The following is a 19,947-nucleotide window of genomic DNA, read 5'->3' as shown; positions in this document are numbered from 1 at the left end:
CCTGGCTCGACGCCTGACCCGCGAAGCGGCCAGTGCCTCATCGTCGTGGGCGACCCTGGCGGCGGTGGTGGGGGGTCTGGGGGCGGCTCGGGTGGCGCAGGTAGGTCGACGACACCCGCCCGCACCTGCACCTACACCCTGGGCGGGAAGAAGCAGACGGTTCCGTGTTCGGGGAAGGCGGGATGGTGGTCGCAGTCGGAGCAGGCCTACTGCAAGGCCGCCTCGCCCCAGCCTCCGGCCGGTGACCCGGCCTGGGGTGGGCACACCGACGGGCAGATCTACGAGTGCACCCGCTCGGTCGACCCGCGCCTCGTCGGGGTGGTCTACCTCGTCTGGCTGGCGCAGCCACCCAACGGTGCGCCCCCGGACCCGCGGGTCCTGGCTCAGCAGGCGGTCGCGACGATGAACCTGCGAGCGGTCACCATCGGTATCGTCCCCGAGGCCAGTCCCGGCGCGGTCGGCGTCGTAGGGATGCCGGTGTGGATGTGGAACGCCGACGACGGCGCCTCGACCCGCGGGCCAATGACGAAGACCGCCGCCGCCGGCGGCTATGCGGTGAGCGCGACCGCCCGCGTCACCAAGGTGGTGTGGGCCATGGGCGATGGTGAGGTCGTCGTGTGCCGCGCCCCGGGCACCCCGTACGCCGACCGGTTCGGCTCCCAGGCCAGCCCGGACTGCGGGTACCGGTACGACCGGCAGGGCCGGTACACGGTCCGGGCGACCTCCTACTGGAGCGTGGACTGGGCAGGCGTGGGTCAGAGCGGGTCGATCCCGCTGCAGTTCTCCGACACGGCGGTGATCACCGTCGGTGAGGTCCAGGTGCTCACCCAGTAGGGCACCGCGTCAACGAGCATGCGCAAGGGGGTCGCAATGACCACGATGGCCGACCCGCCCCGGGCCGACACCCTCCACCCTGCCCCCGACGCTGCCCCGGCACCCGCGGCGCCGGTCCCGGTGACGCCGGCACCGAAGCTGCGCCGGCGCCCGACCCTGGTCGCCGCGTCCGTCGCCCTGGTCTGCCTCGGGGCGCTGCTCGCGGCGTGGGCCTGGACCGCGACGAGCTCCACCACCACCGTCCTGGCCGCCCGCGTCAGCGTCGAACGCGGAGCCCTCATCACCGCCGGGGACCTCATGACGGTCCAGGTCAGCGCCGACCCCGCCCTCCACCCGGTCCCCGCGGCCGAGATGCCCGCGGTCGTCGGCCGCCGGGCCGCAGCCGACATCACCGCGGGAACCCTCCTCAGCCGTGACCAGGTCACCGACACGCTGCTGCCCGGCGCTGGCGAGAGCCTGGTCGGGATCGGGCTCCCCGCGGCGGGGATGCCGGGCGAGCCTCTCGCCGCCGGCGACGCCGTCCGCGTGGTGTCGACCCCGGGCGCGCAGGGTGAGCTCGGCGACGCGCCGCCGGTGGAGGTGGCCGCGACGGTCGTCGCGGTCGCGGTCGATGACATCACCGGGCTGCGGATCGTCACCGTCGCCGTCCCGGAGGCCGACGCCGCCGCCCTCGCTGCGCGGGCAGCGACCGGGAACGTCGCCCTCGTCCTGGACTCCCGGCAACGGTGAACGAAGGGGAGTGGTCCGAGATGAGTCTGATCGTGTTGTGCTCGGCCTCCGGGTCGCCCGGGGTGACCACGGCCGCGCTCGGGCTGGCCCTGACCTGGCCCCGGCCGGTCCTGCTCGTCGAGGCCGACCCCACCGGCGGCTCCGCGGTCCTGGCGGGGTATTTCCGCGGCCAGGTCACCCCACCCGGCACCATGCTCGACCTCGCCTTCGCCCACCGCACGGGCACCCTCACCGACGCGATCCCACGCCTGGCCATGCGGATCCCCGACACGGACGTGACGTTCTTGCCGGGGCTGCTGTCCCATGGGCAGGCCCGGTCGGTGGAGGCGCTGTGGGAGCCGCTGGCGGCGGCCCTGACCTCCATGAACAGCCTCGGTCAGGACGTCCTGGTCGACGCCGGGCGTCTTGGCCTCACCGGGTCCCCAGAACCCCTGCTTAACGCGGCGGACCTGTGCCTGCTGGTGAGCCGCACCGACCTGGTCTCTCTCGCCGGGGCTCGGTCCTGGGCCCAGACCCTCCGCACCGGCTTCGAGGAGCGGGGCGCCGGCGGCGCCCTGGCGCTGCTCCCGGTCGGGCCCGGACGTCCCTACACCCCGCGCGAGGTGGCCAAGGTGCTGAGAGTGCCGGTGCTGGCCTCGCTGGCCTGGGATGAGCCCGGCGCCGCCGTCTTCTCCCGCGGGGCCCCCCGCCCCCGCCGCTGGGAGCGCTCACCGCTCCCGACGTCGCTGCGCGCGGCCGGTGACGCCGCCCGCACCAGGATCGGCCGAGCCATCGCCGACCTCCAGCCCGGCTCTGCCGGTTCGGGCCCGGACGCGGGACACATCCCGGCGGGGGAGCGGGCATGAGCGCCGAACCTCAGTCACCCACAAGCCCGGACCCGATGGCCCCGGACCCGACGGACCTGCCGCTCTTCGCCCCGGCCGTGCCTCAGTCGGCGCCGCCCGCGGGGCGGGTCCGCGGGTCCTTCTCCATGACCCCGACGACGCCGATGCGCAGGCCTGCACCGGCACCGCTCGTCGTGCACCCGGCCACGAAGCCGGCGCCCCGCCTACCGGGCTCGCCGGCGCCAGACCGGTTCACGGGTGTCCTGGACTGGACGCTGGTGGCGACGGTCCGGCAACAGGCATCGGACCGGCTGTCCGCCGCGATCGGCACGGGCCGCGGCCACCTCGACCCGGCCGGGCAGCGGGAGCGTGGCCGGGAGATCATTGCCGACCTTCTCGAGGCCGAGACCGCCGAACGGATCACCGCCGGCGCTCCGACCTGGTCACCGGCCGAGCAGGCCGCGATGGCGGTCGCGGTCGAGGACGCCCTGTTCGGGCTGGGCCGGCTGCAGCCGCTGGTCGACGACGACGCGGTGGAGAACATCGTCATCACCGGGCACGACCGGGTCACTCTGGAGCTGACCGACGGCCGGCTGGTCCCAGGCCCGCCGGTTGCGGACTCCGACGCCGAGCTCGTGGACTTCCTGGTGTTCCTGGCCTCCCGCAGCGAGGTCAACGCCCGTCCGTTTTCCGAGGCTCAGCCCCGGCTGCACTTGCGCCTGGATGGCGGCGCCCGCCTGGCCGCGGCGGCGTGGGTGACCCCGCGCCCGTCGGTGGTGATCCGTCGCCACCGCCTGCGCCGGGTCACCCTGGCCGACCTGGTCGCGCTCGGCACGATGACCGAGGTCGCCGCGTCCTTCCTCGCCGCCGCGGTCAAGGCCCGGCGGTCGATCGTCGTCGCCGGCGCCCAGGGCGCCGGCAAGACGACCCTGGTGCGTGCCCTGGCCGCGGAGATCCCGCCGCACGAGGCGATCGGGACGTTCGAGACCGAGTACGAGCTGCACCTGCACGAGCTGCCCGAGACCCACCCGATCGTCGTGGCGTGGGAGGCGCGCCCCGGGTCGGGGGAGCGAACGGCGGACGGGCGTGCGGCGGGCGAGTTCACCCTGACCGAGGCCCTGTTCGACTCCTTCCGGTTCAACCTGTCCCGCCAGATCGTCGGGGAGGTCCGTGGCCACGAGATCCTTGCCATGCTCAAGGCGATGGAGTCCGGATCCGGGTCCATCTCCACCACCCATGCCCGCTCCGCCGAGGGCGCTATCGCCAAGCTCGTCACCTGCGCCATGGAGGCCGGCTCGCACGTCACCCATGACTACGCCGTCCGCGCAATCGCCGCCGCCATCGACATCGTCGTGTACGTCCACCTCGACACCGCCCCCGCCGCCGACGGCACCTGGCAGCGCCGCCGCTGGGTGGCCGAGGTCATCACCCTCACCCCTGGAGAGAAGGACACTGGCTACGCCATCCAGCACGCATTCGCCACCCCACCCGGCGGATGCGAGGCCCTCCCGCACGTCCTCGACGACACCTACCGGGACCTGGCCCGGTACGGGTTCGACCTCGCCGGCTACTACCGCACCGGGCAGGCACCGTCATGACCCCGGTCGTGCCCGCCCTCGCCGGAGCCCTCGTCGTCGCCGGGATCCTCGGGGTCATCGCCGGGCTGCGGCCCACCCCGCCGCCCGCCGCTCCCGCCCCTCGGCACCGACGCAACGCGACGCTGCCCAGGCTCACCCGGCGCCGCGCCGTCCTCGGAGCGGCCGGCCTGGTCGCCGGCGCCGTCGCGGCCGTGCTCACCGGGTGGTGGGTGGCGCTCATGGTCGTCCCGGCCGCGGTTGTTGGGTTGCCGGTGCTGCTGTCCCCGCCGCCCGCCCGGACCTCAGTTGCCCGGTTGGAGGCGATGGAGGAGTGGACCCGCGCCCTGGCCGGGGTCCTGACCGCCGGCGCCGGCCTGGAGCAGGCCCTGATCGCGACAATGCGGTCGGCGCCGGAGCCGATCCGGCCCGAGGTCACCCGCCTCGCCTCCCGGCTGCGGGCCCGCTGGTCCACCCCGGACGCCATCCGCGCCCTGGCCGACGACCTCGACGACGCCACCGGCGACGTCATCGCCGCCAACCTGCTCCTCGGGGCCCGCCGCCGCGGCGCCGGCCTCGCCAGCGTCCTGGACGGGCTCGCCGAGTCGGTCGCCGCCGACGTCCGCGCCCGCCGCGAGGTCGAGGCCGACCGGGCCAAGCCCCGGGCCACCGCCCGCTGGGTCACCCTCATAACCATCGGCGTCCTGGCCGTCCTCGCCCTGACCGGCGACTATGTCGCCCCCTACGGCAGCGGCCTCGGGCAAGTCCTGCTCGTGCTGCTGCTCGGGCTGTACGTCGCGACGTTGGTGTGGATGCGGCGGATGGCCACCGGCACCGCCCCACCCCGCTTCATCGGCGCCCAGCCACAGAGGGCGCGGTCGTGATGGCGCCCGGGATGCTGCAGATCGCCGTCCTCGCCGCAGGCGCCCTGGCCGGGCTCGGGACCGCGCTCGGGATCTGGTGGCTCGTCCCGGCCCAGCCGGACCTGCGCGACGCCCTCGAGCGTCTCTCACCCGAGCACGCCCGCCACCCGGCGAACACCGCCACGCCGGGGCCCGGGAGTGAGGACCTGACCGGGCAGGTCGGCCGGTGGGCCATGACCCGCCTCCCGGCGGGAGTCGGGGGGCCGGTCCCGGCCCGCGACCTCGCACTGCTACGCAAACCGGTCTCGCGGTTCTACGGGGAGAAGGTTCTCTTCGCCCTCCTCGGCCTGGCCATCCCGCCGGTCCTCACGACCCTGTTCAACACCGCCGGCGCCGGGCTCCCGTTCTACCTCCCGGCAGGTGCGTCCCTGGCTTTGGCGGCGGTGATGTTCTGGCTGCCGAACTACAACGCCCACGACGACGCCCGCGCCGCCCGCACCGAGTTCACCCGCGCGCTCGGGGCCTACATCGACCTCGTCGCCCTCGAACGGCTCTCCGGCGCCGGCCCCCGGCAGGCCATGGAAGCCGCCGCCGCCGTCGGGGACTCCTGGGTCTTCACCCGCCTCGCAGAGGAGCTGGCCCGCACCCGCTGGTCCGGCCTCACCCCCTGGGAGGCCCTGCGCGCCCTCGGCGCCGAGCTCGCCCTCCCCGAGCTCGACGACCTCGCAGACATCATGCGCCTGTCCGGGGAGGAAGGCGCCCAGGTCTACACCACGCTCCGCGCCCGGTCCGCCGGCATCCGCACCGCCCTCCTCAGCGCGGAGAAGGCCCGCGCCAGCGAGGTCGCCGAACGGATGACCATCCCGATGAGCCTGCTCGGCGTCATCTTCCTCGCCATCCTCGTCGCCCCCGCCCTCCTGCGCGTGATCGGAGGCCCCACCTGACCCCCCGACCGACCCAACCCACGCCACCACCAGTCCAGGAAAGGAACTACCCCGTCATGAGCTACCTCGCCGCCACGCTGCACACGCTTGGAGTCACCGTCGCCGACACCATCCGCCGCCGCCTCATCGGAGGTGAACGCGGCTCGGTGACCATCGAGCAGGTCCTGTGGGCCGTCGCCCTCATCGCCATCGTCGGCATCGTCGTCGTCGCCATCAAGAGCTACGTCACCTCCGAAGCCGCGAAGATCACCTGAGCCGCCGCCATGCGCAGCTTCCGGGGTCTCGCACGCCGCGGCACGTCTGCCGCGGCGCGGCTCGAGCGTGGCTCGGTATCGGTGCAGATGGTCATCCTCATGCCCGCGATGTTCGCCGTCATGTTTCTCGGGCTGCAGGCCGCGCTGGTCTACCACGCCCGCACCCTGGCGATCGCCTCCGCCCAGGAAGGCGCGCGTGCCGCCGGCGCCGAGACCGGCACCACCATGACCGGGATCCGTGCCGCCCAGGGCTACCTGACCGCGACCGCCGGCGACACCCTCATCAAGACCTCGGTCAGCGGGCACCGGTCCGCGACGAGCGCCACCGTCACCGTCACCGGGCGGGCGCTGTCCGTGCTGCCCGGCTGGCACCCCGCGGTCTCCCAGTCCGCGACCGTCCCGGTCGAACGGATCACCCGATGACCCCCACCCGGACGCGCAGAACATCCGTCGCGGGGGAGCGGGGGTCGGCCGCGCTCGAGGCCGCGGTCGGGGTCCCCGCGTTCCTGCTGTTGGTCGGGCTCGTCATCGCCGGAGGCCGCCTCGCCATTGCCGGCCAGGCCCTCCAGTCCGCCGCCACCGACGCCGCCCGCGCCGCGTCCATCGCCCGCACCCAGACCACCGCCCTTACCAGCGCCGCGACCGCCGCCACCACGTCCCTGGACAACCAGCACCTGGCCTGCGTCTCGAGGGCGGTGACGGTGGACGTCTCCGGGTTCACCGCCCCCGTCGGCACCCCGGCCGCGGCCACCGCCACCGTCACCTGCACCGTCCGCCTGTCCGACCTCGCCGTCCCCGGCCTGCCCGGCGCCCGCACCCTGACGGCCACCGCGACCTCCCCGATCGACACCTACCGGGAACGCCAGTGACCACCCGCCAGCACCCGCGACGCACGAGTCTCCACACTTGTGAGCGGGGGTCGGTGAGCATCTGGCTCGCGACGATGGCGTTCGCCATGGTCCTGCTCGTCGGTCTGGCCGTCGACCTCGGCGGACAGGTCCACGCCCAACAGCGCGCCCGCGCCCTGGCCGCCGAAGCCGCTCGCACCGGCGGCCAGCAGCTCGACGCCGCCGCCGCCGTCCGCGGCGACGCCGTCCGCGCCGACACCCTCCAGGCCGGCCGCGCCGCCAGCACCTACCTGACCGCCGCCGGCGTCCACGGCACCGTCACCGTCACCGGCGGAACCCTCGTCACCGTCGACGTCACCGACACCTACCGCACGACGTTCCTCGGCGTCATCGGCATCACCACCCTGCCCGTCACCGGGCACGGCACCGCCCGCCTCACCCGATCCGTCGGAGGACTCGAGCAATGACCCCCCACCCACAGCCCACCAGCCGCGACCGGCTCACCGGCCTCGCCGCCACCCTCGCCATCATCACCGTCGTCGCCGGGATCCCCCTCACGCTCACCCTCATCGGCGCCACCCCGAACCAGTGGCGCCTACCGTCGCGCGACGGGCTGCTGGAGGTGCTGACCGGTCCGGACACCGGCGCCCTCGCCCTGGCCGCCGTCACCCTCGTCGCCTGGGCGGCCTGGGCCGCCCTCACCCTCAGCCTCGTCCTCGAGGGTGTCGCCCGAGCCCGAGGCGCCAGACCGCCCCACCTCCCCGGTCTCGCCCTCCCGCAAGCCGCCGCCCACGGCCTCGTCGGTGCCGCCCTCCTCCTCTTCGTCGCCGGACCCACCGCGGTCGCACCCCCAGCGGCAGCGGCCGCACCCGTCGCAGCACACGTCGACACGGTGGCAGTCGCGACCTCGCTGGTGGAGACCGCCGCCCCGGCCGCCCCGCACCACGGCCCCGCCACAACCTCCGAGACGCCCGAGGCACGCCGCCACACCGTGGCCCGAGGAGAGTCCCTGTGGTCGATCGCCGCCGACGAGCTCGGCGACCCCACCCGCTGGCCCGAGATCGCCGCCCTCAACCCGACCGCCAGCCACGGCCCCGACCACACCCTCTGGACCGGCACACTCCTACGACTCCCGCCCCTCGACGCCCACCCCGCTGCCGACAGCCACGCCGCCCACTACACCGTCCGCACCGGTGACACCCTCTCCGGCATCGCCCACGACCGGCTCGGCGACCCCGACCGCTGGCCCGACATCTATACCGGATCCACCCACACCGTGCAGCCCGACGGGCGGCACCTGAGCGACCCCGACCTCATCCTCCCCGGCTGGCACCTCACCCTCCCCGCCACGCCAGACGCCAGCCCGCCAACCGCCCGTCAGCGTCCCCCGCTGCACGCCGTCCCGGACCCCTCCGCCCACGAGGCACCGGTGGCGCCCGCCTCGCCGACGACCGGGATGAAGCGCGCCGAGCCCAACTCTAGTCTCGGCGGCGCACCCCAAGGACCGCCCGCTCCGTCACAGTCGCCCACCGCAGACCCCCGGACGCTCGACCCGACCGACGCCGGCCACGGCACCAGCAAGGACACCGCCGAGCCCGACCCGGCCGCCGCACCCTGGATCCTCACCGGCCTCGCCGGCGGCACCGTCCTCACCGGGAGCATGTGGACCCTCCTGCGCCGGCGCCGCGCCGCCCAGGCCCGCCACCGCCGCCCCGGACGCACCCTGCCCACCCCACCGGCCGTCCTGGCCCCCGTCGAGAAGACCCTCGCCACCCTCGGCCCCACCACCGCCCCCGACGTCGCGCACCTCGACGCGGTCCTGCGCCACCTCGCCTCCACTCACGCCCGCACCGGCACCCCCATGCCCGCCGTCGCCGCCGTCGAGCTCGGCCCCGCCGGGGTCACCCTCCACCTCGACCAGCCCGCACAGCTCCCGGCGCCCTGGCAGGACCATGGCGACGCCACCACGTGGCGGCTGCCGGCCGGCACCCAGCCCGCCGACCTCGGCGACCTCGTCCCGGACCAGCCCGCCCCCTACCCCCTCCTGGTCACCATCGGCACCAGCGACACCGGAGAGGTCTGGCTGTACAACTGCGAGGACCTCGCCCTCGCCCTCACCGGAGACCCCGACTACGCCGGCGACTACGCCCGCTACCTCGCCGCCGAGATCGCCTGCAACCCCTGGTCCGAGCACGTCCACCTTGACTGCGTCGGCGTCGCCGCCGAGGTCGCCCCCCTCAACCCCGACCGGCTCCACCCCCACCCCGCAGGCGACGACCACCCGGTCGGCGAGGTCCTCGCGGCCGCCGTCGCCACCATCGACCGCGCCAGCGACCTCCCCCTCGACGTCACCACCGCCCGCGCCCACGCCGCCGGACCCGACGCCTGGCCCGCCCGGATCCTCCTTCTCGACGCCGCCACCATCGCGACCGACGGCGACCTGCCGACACTGCTCGACCTGCTGGCCGCGCACACCGGCGGCACCGGCACCAGCGTCGTCCTCACCGGCACCAGCAGCACCGGCGTCCCGGCCTCGGCAGTCACAGTCGACCTCACCCCCACGGGGCGGGCTCGCATCGACCGGGCCGGCCTGGATCTCGTCGCGGTGGGCCTCACCCCCGACGAAGCCCGTGGCTGCGCCGCCCTCCTGGCCGCCGGCACCGACCACACCGACACCCCCATCCCCGTCGACGACAGCACCACCGACAGCTGGCACGCCTTCACCGACGCCGCCGGTGCCCTCCGCGCCCAGCACACCCTCCCGCGCGACACCCCGACCACGGACCTCCCCGAGGGCGCCGACAGCATCCTGGACGCCCCCTACGAGGACTACCTCACCGCGGCCGCCACCACCCGCCACGACCTCGCCGCCCTCGCCCCCCACGTCACCCCCGACGTCCGCACCGCCCTTGAGGACGCCGACCCCGACCTCGACGCCGACCTGCACGCCTGGTTCAGCGACGACTGCCCCCTGCCACGGCTCACCCTCCTCGGCCCGGTCCGGGCCCGCACCCGCGGAACCGCCCTCCGGGAACGCAAGGCATACATGACCGCCGTCCTCGCATACCTGGCGACCCGGCCGCACGGCGCCACCCCCGAGGAGCTCGCCGACGCCTTCGGTGTCTCCCCGACCAAGGCCCGCGCCTACGCCGGGACCGTCCGCGACTGGCTCGGCACCAACCCCCGCACCGGCCAACCCCACCTCCCCGACGCCCGTCTCGCCCCCGCCACCCGCACCCGAGGCGTGCCCGTCTACCAAGTGCAGGACGTTCTGGTCGACGCCGACCTCTTCCGGCGCCTCCGCGCCCGCGGCCAAGCCCGCGGCAACGCCGGTATCGACGACCTCGTCCGCGCCCTCGACCTCGTCACCGGTCAGCCGTTCAGCCAGCTCCGACCCGGTGCCTGGGCCTGGCTCTACGACGGCGACCGCCTCGACCAGCACCTGGTCTGCGCCGTCGTCGACGTCGCCCACATCGTCACCATCCACGCCCTCCACACTGGCGACACCGACACCGCCCGTCACGCCGCCGAGACCGCCCACCAGGCTGCCCCCGAAGAGGACACGCCCTACCTCGATCTCGCGGCCGTTGCCGAGGCCATGGGCGACCTCGGAAGACGTGACGAGATCGTCAAGTCCCAGCTCCTACTATCGTGTGCTGACGGACTGCCACCAGCCGATCTGTCCCAGCGCACCGAGAGACTCATGAGGGCGCGCCGTTGGTCTGGGAGTGAGTCGGCGACCGGGTAGCTCCGATCGGTAGGGGTTGCGGCTTGAGCAGCCCTCACGCTCGGGCCTCTGGATGCCATGGTTGTGGGAGCTACTTGGATCGCCTCGCCGTCATTGGCGGCCCTTGGTTGGATGGGCGGCGCGATCTGCTCCCTGCTGAGCGTTACAGGTGTGGCAGGATCTGCGTCCCGGACGTCTCTTGGGGGAAACATGCCAGATGACTGGCTGGCACCAGTCGACCTACGAGGAAGCGTCGACCCGCCAGTGTTCGAGGCGGTCAAGTGGCTGTTCGAGGTCAAGGGCTGGAAGATCCGCAAGCAGGGCCATGGGTTCCGCGTCTACTGCCCCTGCACCCGTGCCGAAGGGGGCTCCAGCGCCGCCGTCCCTGCTTCTTCAGGCAGGCCGGACAACGCGGCACGTCGACTTCGCCGCAACGCTGAGCACTGTCCCGGCAGTCACGATCTCATGAGGTGAAGCGGCCGAACGGACTACTGTTTCCGTTTGACAACACCACGCGCCGGAGTGTCTACTCAACGTGTACCTACAGCTGCCGGAAGGTATGAGGGGACGGGCTCATGTCCGAGTTTGAGTTCATGTTCGTCATCGATCCGATAGGTGACGATGTCGAGCGGTCTCTGACCGAAGAGCTGGAAGCGTTCGTTGGTGGTCACGGCCGCACGACGATTCTGACGCTCAGCGCCACTGGACCAGATCCGGTAGCGACTGCACAGTCCTCGATCGCGGATCTGCGACAGAGGGGCGTTCGAGTTCGGCGCGTGTACGAAGACCTCGTGTCGCGAGCCCAGATCGCAGAGCGAGCTCAGGTCACACGCCAAGCAGTGGGGCTGTGGGTTCGAGCCGAACGCCAAACTGAGCGGTCGTTTCCGGAGCCGTACGTGCTGGCGGGAGGGGGACTTTGGCGCTGGGACGAGGTCAACTCATGGCTGCGCGACGCGAACTTGCCGCACGATGACGTTAAGTACCTCAACGCCTCTGAGACAGCACTCATCAACGTTTGGCTAACAGCAAGGACGAGCAACGTCGACGTGGTGTACGGCGGGACCCGAGGTCGAGCTTCAGTCGTGTTGGCCCACTCGACGGCGACGACTCATCGGGGTCTCGAAACCTCGGACTGGCTCTCTGCTGCGGCGGATTCGAAGAGGACGGACTTCGCTCTTGGCGCCTGAGGAGCCAAGGCTCATCGATGACGTAGTAGACCTAGCAGCCTTGGTGGAACTTCGTGACATCATCTTCTTCCAGGTTCACGCGGAACGCCTCTCCTCCGGTCCGGGTTCCGAGAACGAGCTGCATGAGGTCAACCGCGAGGACGAGGGGCAGCAGATCGGGATACAGATCCAGGAACGGCACTCGGAGACTCGAATCGAGGTGCGCTGCGTGCTCCACGGCGAAACACGCGACGCTCGGTATGTCATTGATGCCGCAGCGCAGTACGAGGTCGAGGCGCCGGTCGTGATCAGCCCTGAGGTCGTCGAGGCATTCGTCGAGAGGGTGGGCATCATGGCGGTCTACCCCTACTTGCGAGAGGCGTTGCAGTCCGCCGCCGCAAAACTACGTCTCGATGCTCCGGTCTTGGGCCTGCTCAGGCCCGGGGGGGTCAAGCTGACGACCGAAGACCCCCGCGAGTCAGCGGAGTAGCCCGCCGCAAGATGTCAGCGACGCTTGAGCGCGTCCGTTGCATCCTTCGGCAGGCGCCCGCGGTCCTTGATGTCGGGGAAGCCGTTAGCGCGCAGCCACGCGCGGTCATCCGGGGTGACGGCCTGACGGCGGGCTGGCGCAGAGCGACGGGGCGAGGGTGCGGTCTTCCGGGCCGCCTCCAGGTACGGGCTGAGCGCCTTCTCGAAGGCGGCACGGTTCTTCTTCGACAGGTCGATCTCGTAGGTCGCCCCGTCGAACCCGAACTGCACGGTCTCGATGTCCGCGCTCTCTTTCCCATCCAGGTCATCGGACAGGATGGTGACGGTGCGCTGAGCCATGGGGTGGTCTCCTTGAAGAAGGCAGCAGGAATGCAGTCGTCGGAACCCTAGCGATCCCTAACGGGATGACAACAAGACTCCTCGGGACAGCCACCCTCGGTGACGGTACCGCCCAGATTCTCGGCTGTAGGCCGGTCCTCTGATGCGGCCCATGGCACCCAGACGCGCAGTCTGCGGAAGTTTCCTAGGTACGTTGCATCGCTGCTGGTCAGAGACTTTGTACCCAGCACCGGGATAGTCATAGAGAGGGAAGGTGCGAGCGTTCCGGGTACGAGTCCGGGTACGTGAGCCGCGCACCTTTCTCGTCGTGAAGACCACGGCGAGAGGAGCGCAATCGTGAGTGTCGCAGCACAGCTGGGCCTGGAGGGTCCAGAGACGGAGCTGCTGCAGACCGCGCAGCAGCAATGGCCTCGGTGGGAGGCGCTGTATCCGGCGTTGGCCCCCGCGCCGGCTCTCGCCGGCCTCCGCGCGTGGATGCAGTCCCTGGACGTGGAGCCACGCAACGACGTCGTGTGCGCACTGGGGCGGCTCGGCAGCCGCGACGGTCTCGACGAGGTACCGGCGGCCGCCACCCTGGCCTGGGCCCTGGTGCCCGGCGCGATCACCATCGCCCGCGCGCTGCAGCACGCCACCCCTGTCGTCGACGAGCTGGTCGCAGCCCAGCTGTGGCTCGAGGTCCGCACGCTGCCGTCATCGGCCAGGCACAAGGTTGCCGCCAACCTCCTGGCCCGGGTCCGGGTCGCGGTCCGGCGCGACCTCGGGCTCACGGCGCCGAGAGATCCCACGTGGGCCCGGTCCATGCTCGTGGACCCGCTCGACCCGGACTGGCATCGCTTCCCCGCACCGGCCCAGACCGCCCCACCACCCGGCCAAGCCGCGGCGATCCTTCAGGTCGCCGTGGCGGAGCGGGTCATCAGCGACACCGACCGGGACCTGCTGGTCCGCCTGGCCGAGGAGAGCCGCGAGAATGACGCCACCCGATCCCGGGCCGGGCTCGTGACCCGTCGCGCGGGCCTGGCCGTCGCCGCCGAGACGTGCCTGTCGGACCGGCAGGTCCGCCGTCGCGCCGCCCGCGCCCTGGACGCCCTGGCCGGCGCGTACGCCCAGCAGGTCCCGGCATGACCGCTATCGCGACCCGGCCGGTCAGCGTGGCCGAGTTGCAGCGGGCTTACCGGGCGACTGTCGCCGGCGCCTACCGGACGCATCCGACGCCACCGGCCGCGCAGAGATGGGACCACTCCGGCCCGGTCATTCCCGTCGTGGGGGCCTGCGCCAGTTCGGGCGCCACCACCGTCGCCCTCGCGATGGCCACCGCCGCAGGAACCGGCACGGTGCTGGAGTGCGCCGGCCCCGCGACGTCCGGGCTGGCCGCTGCGGCGACGGCCGAGCTCGGCCCCGACGCGGCTGGTTGGGCCCGCGGCACCCGCGGCCCGGTCGCCCTGGTCCGACCCGCCGGACCGGTCCGCGTCCCGGGCGAGGTCCCGGTCCCTGCGCAGGGGCAGGCGCCGGTCATCGTCGACGTGGCCTGGGACCCCGGGACGGTCCTGGCCGGGACGGGCTGGCTGGCCGAGCTGCTCCGGCGCCCTGGCCCGCTCGTCGTCGTGGTACCCGCCACAGTCCCAGGGCTGCGGCGGCTCGAGCTGTCACTGCACCAGCTCAGGCACGCGCTTCCGACCGTCGCCCTCGTCGGAGCGCGACACCGCGACCGAGCGGTCAACGCCGCTCTCGACGCCGTCACCACCGGCCTGCACCTGACAGCGGACCGGGTCGTTCCCGTCCTGTGGGACGCCCGACTGGCCACCCGCGGCCTCGACTCCACCCCGATCCCGCCACGACTGCTCCACGCCGCCGACCGGCTGCTGCAAGCCGCCCTGCCTGGAAGGACCACCCCATGACTGTTCTCCACGTCCCCGCCTCGGTCCTGGCGGTGCCGGCAAGGATCTGCCCGCAGGCGCCACCCGGGGCGCAGCAGTACGCCGACCAGCTGATGGGCTACGTCGTGTGGGGCGTCGGAATGCTCTTCGTCCTCGGCGTCATCGTCGGGATCGGCGGTGCCGTCGCCGGCCGCGTCTTCGGGATGCCGCACGCCTCCAAGGCCAGCGTCGTCGGGATCGTCGTCGTCTTCGTCGCCATCGTCGGCTACCTCGTCCTGCCCGGGATCGTGCGCGCCATGACCGGGTCCGGGTGCGTCTGATGAACACCACGGCACCCCAAGCGTGGACGCGCCGCCGCCTCACCGTCACCCTCGCCGCCACGGCAACGACCGCCATCGTGCTTCTGGCTGGGCTGGGCTACACGGCCTGGGACGCCGCCACCCACCGGCACCCGGAGGCCCCCGCGGTGCGGACGGCACCGACGGCCACGCCCGGACCGACGACGCGGGACGAGGTCGCGGCCGCCCCGATGGCGTCCGTCGACTCCGCGGCCGCACGGCCGGCGGCCCCCGCCACGACACCTGTTCCGTTGATCACGGTCCCCGCGGCAACGGGTCTGGGGCCCGCCGGTGTCCCGACCGGGTTCCCGCGCACGCCGGCCGGGGCGCTCGGCCAGCTGGCCGCGATCGACGCCACCGTCCTGACCGCCATGGACCCGGAGACCACCCAGGACGTGCACGCGGCGTGGAGCGCCCCGGGGGCCCCGGCGGTGGGGGAGTGGGTGATGACGGCCAACGTCCACGCCTTCACCACCGCCACGGTCAGTGCCGGCGCGCCGGCCGAGGCGACACCGGTGGTGACGGCCACCCCGGTCGCCGCCCAGGTCAAGGGCGTCGACGGACCGGACTGGGTGCTGGCCTGCGTGCTGCTGCGGGTCGACGCCACCCTCGCCTCCGCCCACTCCATGGCGTACGGGCACTGCGAGCGGACGGTTTGGCGCGCCGGCCGCTGGCAGATCGGTCCCGGCGCGCAGCCCGCGGCGGCACCGTCGACCTGGCCAGGCACCCAGGCCGCGGCCGACGCCGGCTGGCGGCCCTGGACCCATGCCGGGCAGGACTGAGCACCATGGTCGTCACAGAAGGCTGGGATGACGTGGTCAACCCGTTCACCGCCCTCGGCAACGCCGCCGGCAAGGTCGTCGCCGACGCGTGGACGGTCGCGATGCTCGGGATCTGGAACGCCGGACTGTGGCTGCTGCGGCTGGTCCTCGGCCTGCTCGACGAGTTCCTCACCCCGGACCTGTCGGACACGGGGCCGCTGGCCTCGACCTACCGGCTCACCGCATGGGTCGCGCTCACCCTCGTCGTCGTGCTCATCGCGGTCCAGGCCGGGACCGCGGCGCTGCGCCGGGACGGCCGGTCGGTGGCGCGGATGCTGCTGGGGTCGGGCCAGTTCGTCATGGTCTGGGCGTGCTGGACCGCCTACGTCATCGCCCTGCTCGCCGCCTGCTCCGGCCTGACGAAGGCGGTCATGCGCGCCACCCTCGGCGTCGACTTATGGACCGCCTGGCAACCCTGGGGCGAGGTCACGGTCGAGGACGTCACCGACGGCACCCTCGCCACCGTGCTCGGGGTGTTGGGGGTGCTGGTGATGCTGGCCGCGGTCGGGCACCTCGTGGTCCTCCTGGCCCGCGGCGCCGCCCTCGTCGTGCTGACCGTGACCGCCCCGGTCGCCGCCGCCGGGCTGGTCGCCGACGTCGGGCAGTCCTGGTTCTGGAAGAGCGTCCGCTGGACCCACGCCGCCGCCCTCACCCCACCCCTGATGGCCCTGGTCCTGGGGGCCGGGGCGCAGCTGTCCACCAGCGTCGTCACGGGCGAGTCCCGAAGCCTGGCCGCGGCCGTCGGGTCCGCCGTCCCCGGGGTGATGCTCCTGCTCGTCTCGACCTTCGCGCCGCTGGCCCTGTTCAAGCTGCTCGCGTTCGTCGACCCCGGCACCTCCTCCGGGGCCGCGATGCGCGCCGGGATGGCCAGCGCCGGCGGCCTTGGCGGGCTCCTCCCCGGTACCGCCGGCGCAGCGTTCGGTGGGGCAGGGCTCATGGCGTCCAGCAGCGACGACGTCGGCCGCGCCGCCGGCGAGGCCGGCGGGGAGGCCGCGACCACGACCCGCTTCACCCAGTCCGCCAGCGGGTTCCTCGGCACCGTCGGCGGCGCGCTGGGGTCCGCGGCCGGCAGCGCCCTCGGGGCGGCGGCCGGGCTCGGCGGCAGCCTCGCCGCGGTCGGCGCGGACGCCACCAACCAGATGGGCGTCGGCCACAACACCTACATCCCCGACACCCCACCCGCCGCCCGTGCCGGGTCCGGGACGCGTAGCGCCCAGGCGTTCCCGGACGCCCGCGGCGAGCTGCCCGACCCCGCCGCCTCACCGGCCCCCTCGGCGGGCGGACCGCTCGGTGCCCCCGCCGGCTCCGGGGCTGGCGCGGCCGCTACGGGCGGCGTCGCCGCGGGTGAGGCCGGTGCCGCCGCGGCGGCCGTCCCGATTGTGCCGGTCTGACCATGGCCACCGACCGCAGCGCCACGGCGCCGACCGTTTACCGGGACTACTCCACCGCCCGGCCCGGGTTCTTCTTCGGGCTGACCGGGTGGCAGCTGGCCGCGGTCACCACCGGGATTCTGCCCGCCCTGTGGCAGGTGTCGGCTGGTGCCTGGGCTTCGGCGGGGACCTGGCTGGCAGTCTGGGCCGTCCTCGCGGTGCTTGTCGTGACCCCGGTGCGGGGCCGTTCCGCGACGGGTTGGCTGGTCGCGTCCCTCGCACATGCCGCCGGTCGGAGGTTCGGCTGGTCCCGGTTCACCGCCCACGCTTCCACCGGGCAGGTCTCTGACCTAGGTGTGCCGGATCTGCCGGGGGTGTTGGCCGCTATCACCGTCCACGACGCCCCACCCGGCGGGCCTGCGGGGCGGCGGGTGGCGCTCGTGCAGCATCATGCCGCGCGCACCTGGGCGGTCGTCGCGGCGGTGGTCCACCCCGGGATCGGGATGAGCGAACCGGCCGAGCGAGACCGGTATGGCGCCGGGCTGACCGGGCTGCTCGACGCTGCCGGTGCCGCCGACCTCGTGCAGGAGATCCAGGTCATGGTCCGCACCGTCCCCGAGGACGGCGCCGAACGCGACGCCTGGACCGCCCGGCACCGCACCCCGGCTGCCCCCGCGACGCCGCGCGCGGTCAACGACGAGCTGCAGGCGATGCTGACCTCTGCCGCGGTCCGCACTGAGACGTTCGTGACCGCCCTTGTCCCTGAGGCGCGGCTGGGCCGCCCGGCGCGGGAGGCCGGCGGCGGCCTCGAGGGACGGGCCCGGGTCCTGGCCGGGGTGATGGCCGAGGTCGAGGCCCACCTGCGCGGCGGGCTCGGGGCGAGCGACGTGGCCTGGCTGACCTCCCCGGAGCTCGCGGCGGCGTGCCGGACCGGGTTCGCCCCGGGCGACCGCGCCGGGATCGTCGACGCCCTCACCGCCCACCGCTCCGGCAGTCCGGGCGTGGCGGAGGTGCCGTGGACGCTGGCCGGGCCTTCCGGTGCCGACCCGGCCGTGCGGCACTACTCGCACGACGCGTGGAACTCGGTGTCGGCCACCCTCGCCCTGCCGGTCCAGGGCGCCGTCATGGGTGCCCTCGCCCCGGTCCTCGTGCCGGGGGCAGGGGAGCGGCGCTCCCTGCTCGTCGCCTACCCGATCGTCCCGACCAGGGTCGCGGGACGGCAGACCGCCTCCAGCGAATGGTCCGCGGACATGGCCGAGGGGTTGCGCGCCAGGGCCGGCATGCGACAGTCCGCCCGCTCCGCGCACGAGACCGCCCGCGTGCGTGGTCTGGACGCCGGTCGGGCCCGGGGGCACGCCCTGACCCGCCCGTACGCGGTCGTCACCGTCACCTCCGCCAAGACCGCTCGCATCGCCGAGCACGGCCGCCGCCTCGATGCCTCCATCCGCGCCGCCGGTTTCGCGCCGCTGCGCCTGGACCTCTCCCAGGACACCGCGTTCGCCGCCGCCACCATCCCCCTCGGGGTCTCGCTTACTTGGGGCCGGTCATGACCCCCCGCCCGCCGCTGCCCGGTCGCGGCGTCGCCCAGCTGCTCCGGGACACCGGCCACGACCTCCCCGCCACCCCCACGCAGGCCGCGCCCGATGCTGCTCCGCGGTTGTTCCGGCCCGCACCGCCCCGCGGCCCCCGCCGCCCCGGACGCGGCTGGGCCGCCTCCCCGACCCCACCGGTCTCCACCTGGCGGATGACCACCGACCAGGCCCCAGTGCTGTGGCCACTGGTCGCCACCCCCGGCCTGCCGCCCACCGGGGCCCAGATCGGCATCGACGTCCTGGCCGGTGGCGCGTTCTACGCCGACCCGCTCGGCTGGACCGTCCGCGACGACGTCTCAGTCACCAACCCCAACGTCATCTGCTTCGGAAAGCCCGGCCGCGGCAAGTCCGCCACCACGAAGGCGTTCATCCTGCGCATGCTCGACTTCGGCTACAAGGCACTCATCCTCGGCGACCCCAAGGACGAGTACGAACCCCTCGCCCGCCTCCTCGGCGTCGAACCCATCACGGTCGGGCCCGGCCTGCCCGCCCGGATCAACCCCCTCGACCTCGGACCCCTGCGCGACGGGTGGGAACGGCTGGACCGCACCCAGGCGACCGCGCGGGCCGGGATCGTCTTCACCCGCTGGCTCACCCTCCTGCGCGGGCTCGTCGGCTCCCAACGCGTCGGCGCCTCCCCGGTGCCGTTCGGGCCCGTCGAAGAACAGGTCCTCAAGGCCGCGCTGCGCGACCTCACCGGGTACACCACCGGCGCCAGCCAATTGCGCGAGACCACGATCCCCGCGGTGTGGCACCTGCTGGCCCACCCCACCGACCAGCTCGCCCACGACTGCCGGTACGCCACCGGGCGGCAGCTGCTGGACGAGACCCGTCTGCTGCGTGACGCCCTCGGACAGCTCGTCGACGGCGCCCTCGCTGGTCTGTTCGACGCCCCCACCACCATCACCCTCGATTGGGACGCGCCCCTGGCGACCCTGTCGCTGTCCCGGCTGCTGCCGCTCGGGGACGACGCCGTCGGGATCGCCCTGACCTGTCTGTCCTCCTGGGGCCGCGGCCTGCGCGAGCTCAGCGCGCCGGGGGACCTGCGGATCACCGTCCGCGACGAGGTCTGGAAGCAGATGCGCCTCGGCCCCGACGCCGTGAAGTCCTTCGACGCCGACCTACGCCTGTCCCGCTCCAGCGGCGACATCCAGTGGGCCAACGCCCACAAGCCCGCCGACCTGCTCTCCGTCGGCGACGCCGGCTCCCAAGCCGTCACCATCGCCAAGGACCTGCTCCACCTCGCCGACACCACCATCCTGCACGGCCAGGACCCCGGCGTCGCCGACGACCTCGAGACCCTCCTTGGCCTGCCACCGATCGCCCGCGACGTCGTCACCCGCTGGGCCATGCACGGCACC

21 protein-coding genes are annotated in these 19,947 nt (G+C 73.7%); 20 read left to right on the top strand and 1 reads right to left on the bottom strand.

Going from position 1 to position 19,947, the window contains the following annotated elements:
- Window positions 1–45: 45 nt before the first annotated feature.
- The 13 genes from EPD83_RS09225 to EPD83_RS09165 all read left to right on the top strand — a co-directional run bounded on the left by EPD83_RS09225 (window position 46) and on the right by EPD83_RS09165 (window position 12,253).
- A complete protein-coding gene (locus EPD83_RS09225; RefSeq protein WP_128365234.1) occupies window positions 46–834 on the top strand; it encodes a hypothetical protein in 789 nt (262 codons plus the stop codon).
- Window positions 835–870: 36 nt separating this feature from the next.
- A complete protein-coding gene (locus tag EPD83_RS09220) occupies window positions 871–1,563 on the top strand; it encodes an SAF domain-containing protein (RefSeq protein WP_235950443.1) in 693 nt (230 codons plus the stop codon).
- A 20-nt stretch (window positions 1,564–1,583) separates the two neighbouring features.
- Complete coding sequence (locus tag EPD83_RS09215) at window positions 1,584–2,408, top strand: hypothetical protein (RefSeq protein ID WP_205859478.1); 825 nt, start codon at window positions 1,584–1,586, stop codon at window positions 2,406–2,408.
- A gap of 125 nt (window positions 2,409–2,533) precedes the next feature.
- Window positions 2,534–3,985: a CpaF family protein gene (locus EPD83_RS09210; protein WP_235950441.1), complete on the top strand. Its 1,452-nt coding sequence runs from the start codon at window positions 2,534–2,536 to the stop codon at window positions 3,983–3,985.
- A complete protein-coding gene (locus tag EPD83_RS09205) occupies window positions 3,982–4,845 on the top strand; it encodes a type II secretion system F family protein (protein ID WP_128365233.1) in 864 nt (287 codons plus the stop codon). The genes EPD83_RS09210 and EPD83_RS09205 overlap by 4 nt, the downstream gene beginning before the upstream one ends.
- Complete coding sequence (locus EPD83_RS09200) at window positions 4,845–5,768, top strand: type II secretion system F family protein (protein ID WP_128365268.1); 924 nt, start codon at window positions 4,845–4,847, stop codon at window positions 5,766–5,768. Before EPD83_RS09205 ends, EPD83_RS09200 begins: the two co-directional genes overlap by 1 nt.
- Window positions 5,769–5,824: 56 nt before the next feature.
- Entirely contained in the window at window positions 5,825–6,022 is a 198-nt protein-coding gene (locus EPD83_RS09195) for a hypothetical protein (protein ID WP_128365232.1), read from the top strand.
- A 9-nt stretch (window positions 6,023–6,031) separates the two neighbouring features.
- Window positions 6,032–6,445 carry a TadE/TadG family type IV pilus assembly protein gene (locus EPD83_RS09190; protein ID WP_128365231.1) on the top strand — a complete coding sequence of 138 codons (414 nt, stop codon included), beginning with the start codon at window positions 6,032–6,034 and terminating at the stop codon, window positions 6,443–6,445.
- Window positions 6,442–6,891: a TadE family protein gene (locus EPD83_RS09185; protein WP_128365230.1), complete on the top strand. Its 450-nt coding sequence runs from the start codon at window positions 6,442–6,444 to the stop codon at window positions 6,889–6,891. The genes EPD83_RS09190 and EPD83_RS09185 overlap by 4 nt, the downstream gene beginning before the upstream one ends.
- A 53-nt stretch (window positions 6,892–6,944) precedes the next feature.
- Entirely contained in the window at window positions 6,945–7,337 is a 393-nt protein-coding gene (locus EPD83_RS09180; RefSeq protein WP_128365229.1) for a pilus assembly protein TadG-related protein, read from the top strand.
- On the top strand, window positions 7,334–10,618 hold the full coding sequence (locus EPD83_RS20860; protein WP_165566505.1) for a LysM peptidoglycan-binding domain-containing protein: 3,285 nt from the start codon (window positions 7,334–7,336) through the stop codon (window positions 10,616–10,618). The genes EPD83_RS09180 and EPD83_RS20860 overlap by 4 nt, the downstream gene beginning before the upstream one ends.
- Before the next feature lie 554 nt (window positions 10,619–11,172).
- On the top strand, window positions 11,173–11,784 hold the full coding sequence (locus EPD83_RS09170) for a hypothetical protein (RefSeq protein ID WP_128367541.1): 612 nt from the start codon (window positions 11,173–11,175) through the stop codon (window positions 11,782–11,784).
- Window positions 11,774–12,253: a hypothetical protein gene (locus tag EPD83_RS09165; protein WP_128367540.1), complete on the top strand. Its 480-nt coding sequence runs from the start codon at window positions 11,774–11,776 to the stop codon at window positions 12,251–12,253. The genes EPD83_RS09170 and EPD83_RS09165 overlap by 11 nt, the downstream gene beginning before the upstream one ends.
- Before the next feature lie 14 nt (window positions 12,254–12,267).
- Here the strand turns inward: EPD83_RS09165 and EPD83_RS09160 are convergent, their stop codons facing one another.
- The gene (locus tag EPD83_RS09160; RefSeq protein ID WP_128367539.1) at window positions 12,268–12,591 is read right to left on the bottom strand and encodes a histone-like nucleoid-structuring protein Lsr2; all 324 of its coding nucleotides are present in this window, start codon (window positions 12,589–12,591) and stop codon (window positions 12,268–12,270) included.
- Window positions 12,592–12,927: 336 nt separating this feature from the next.
- On the opposite strand from EPD83_RS09160, the gene EPD83_RS09155 reads away from it, so the two are divergent.
- From EPD83_RS09155 to EPD83_RS09125, 7 genes are all read left to right on the top strand, one after another.
- Window positions 12,928–13,713 (top strand): hypothetical protein, encoded by a 786-nt coding sequence (locus tag EPD83_RS09155; RefSeq protein WP_128367538.1) that lies wholly within the window; start codon window positions 12,928–12,930, stop codon window positions 13,711–13,713.
- Window positions 13,710–14,486 carry a hypothetical protein gene (locus EPD83_RS09150; RefSeq protein ID WP_165566504.1) on the top strand — a complete coding sequence of 259 codons (777 nt, stop codon included), beginning with the start codon at window positions 13,710–13,712 and terminating at the stop codon, window positions 14,484–14,486. The genes EPD83_RS09155 and EPD83_RS09150 overlap by 4 nt, the downstream gene beginning before the upstream one ends.
- A complete protein-coding gene (locus EPD83_RS09145) occupies window positions 14,483–14,785 on the top strand; it encodes a hypothetical protein (protein ID WP_165566503.1) in 303 nt (100 codons plus the stop codon). The genes EPD83_RS09150 and EPD83_RS09145 overlap by 4 nt, the downstream gene beginning before the upstream one ends.
- Window positions 14,785–15,585 carry a hypothetical protein gene (locus tag EPD83_RS09140; protein WP_165566502.1) on the top strand — a complete coding sequence of 267 codons (801 nt, stop codon included), beginning with the start codon at window positions 14,785–14,787 and terminating at the stop codon, window positions 15,583–15,585. Before EPD83_RS09145 ends, EPD83_RS09140 begins: the two co-directional genes overlap by 1 nt.
- 5 nt (window positions 15,586–15,590) lie before the next feature.
- Window positions 15,591–17,015, top strand: coding sequence for a hypothetical protein (locus tag EPD83_RS09135; RefSeq protein WP_165566501.1), 1,425 nt, complete (start codon window positions 15,591–15,593; stop codon window positions 17,013–17,015).
- A gap of 2 nt (window positions 17,016–17,017) precedes the next feature.
- A complete protein-coding gene (locus EPD83_RS09130; RefSeq protein WP_128365187.1) occupies window positions 17,018–18,544 on the top strand; it encodes an SCO6880 family protein in 1,527 nt (508 codons plus the stop codon).
- Window positions 18,541–19,947, top strand: a 1,407-nt coding sequence (locus EPD83_RS09125) for an ATP-binding protein (protein WP_165566500.1), incomplete at its 3' end; no start/stop codon positions are given. The genes EPD83_RS09130 and EPD83_RS09125, both read left to right, overlap by 4 nt.

It is taken from the genome of Phycicoccus flavus (genome assembly GCF_004025965.2).
GTDB lineage: Bacteria > Actinomycetota > Actinomycetes > Actinomycetales > Dermatophilaceae > Phycicoccus > Phycicoccus flavus.
This window is presented reverse-complemented; position numbering and strand designations above follow the sequence as displayed.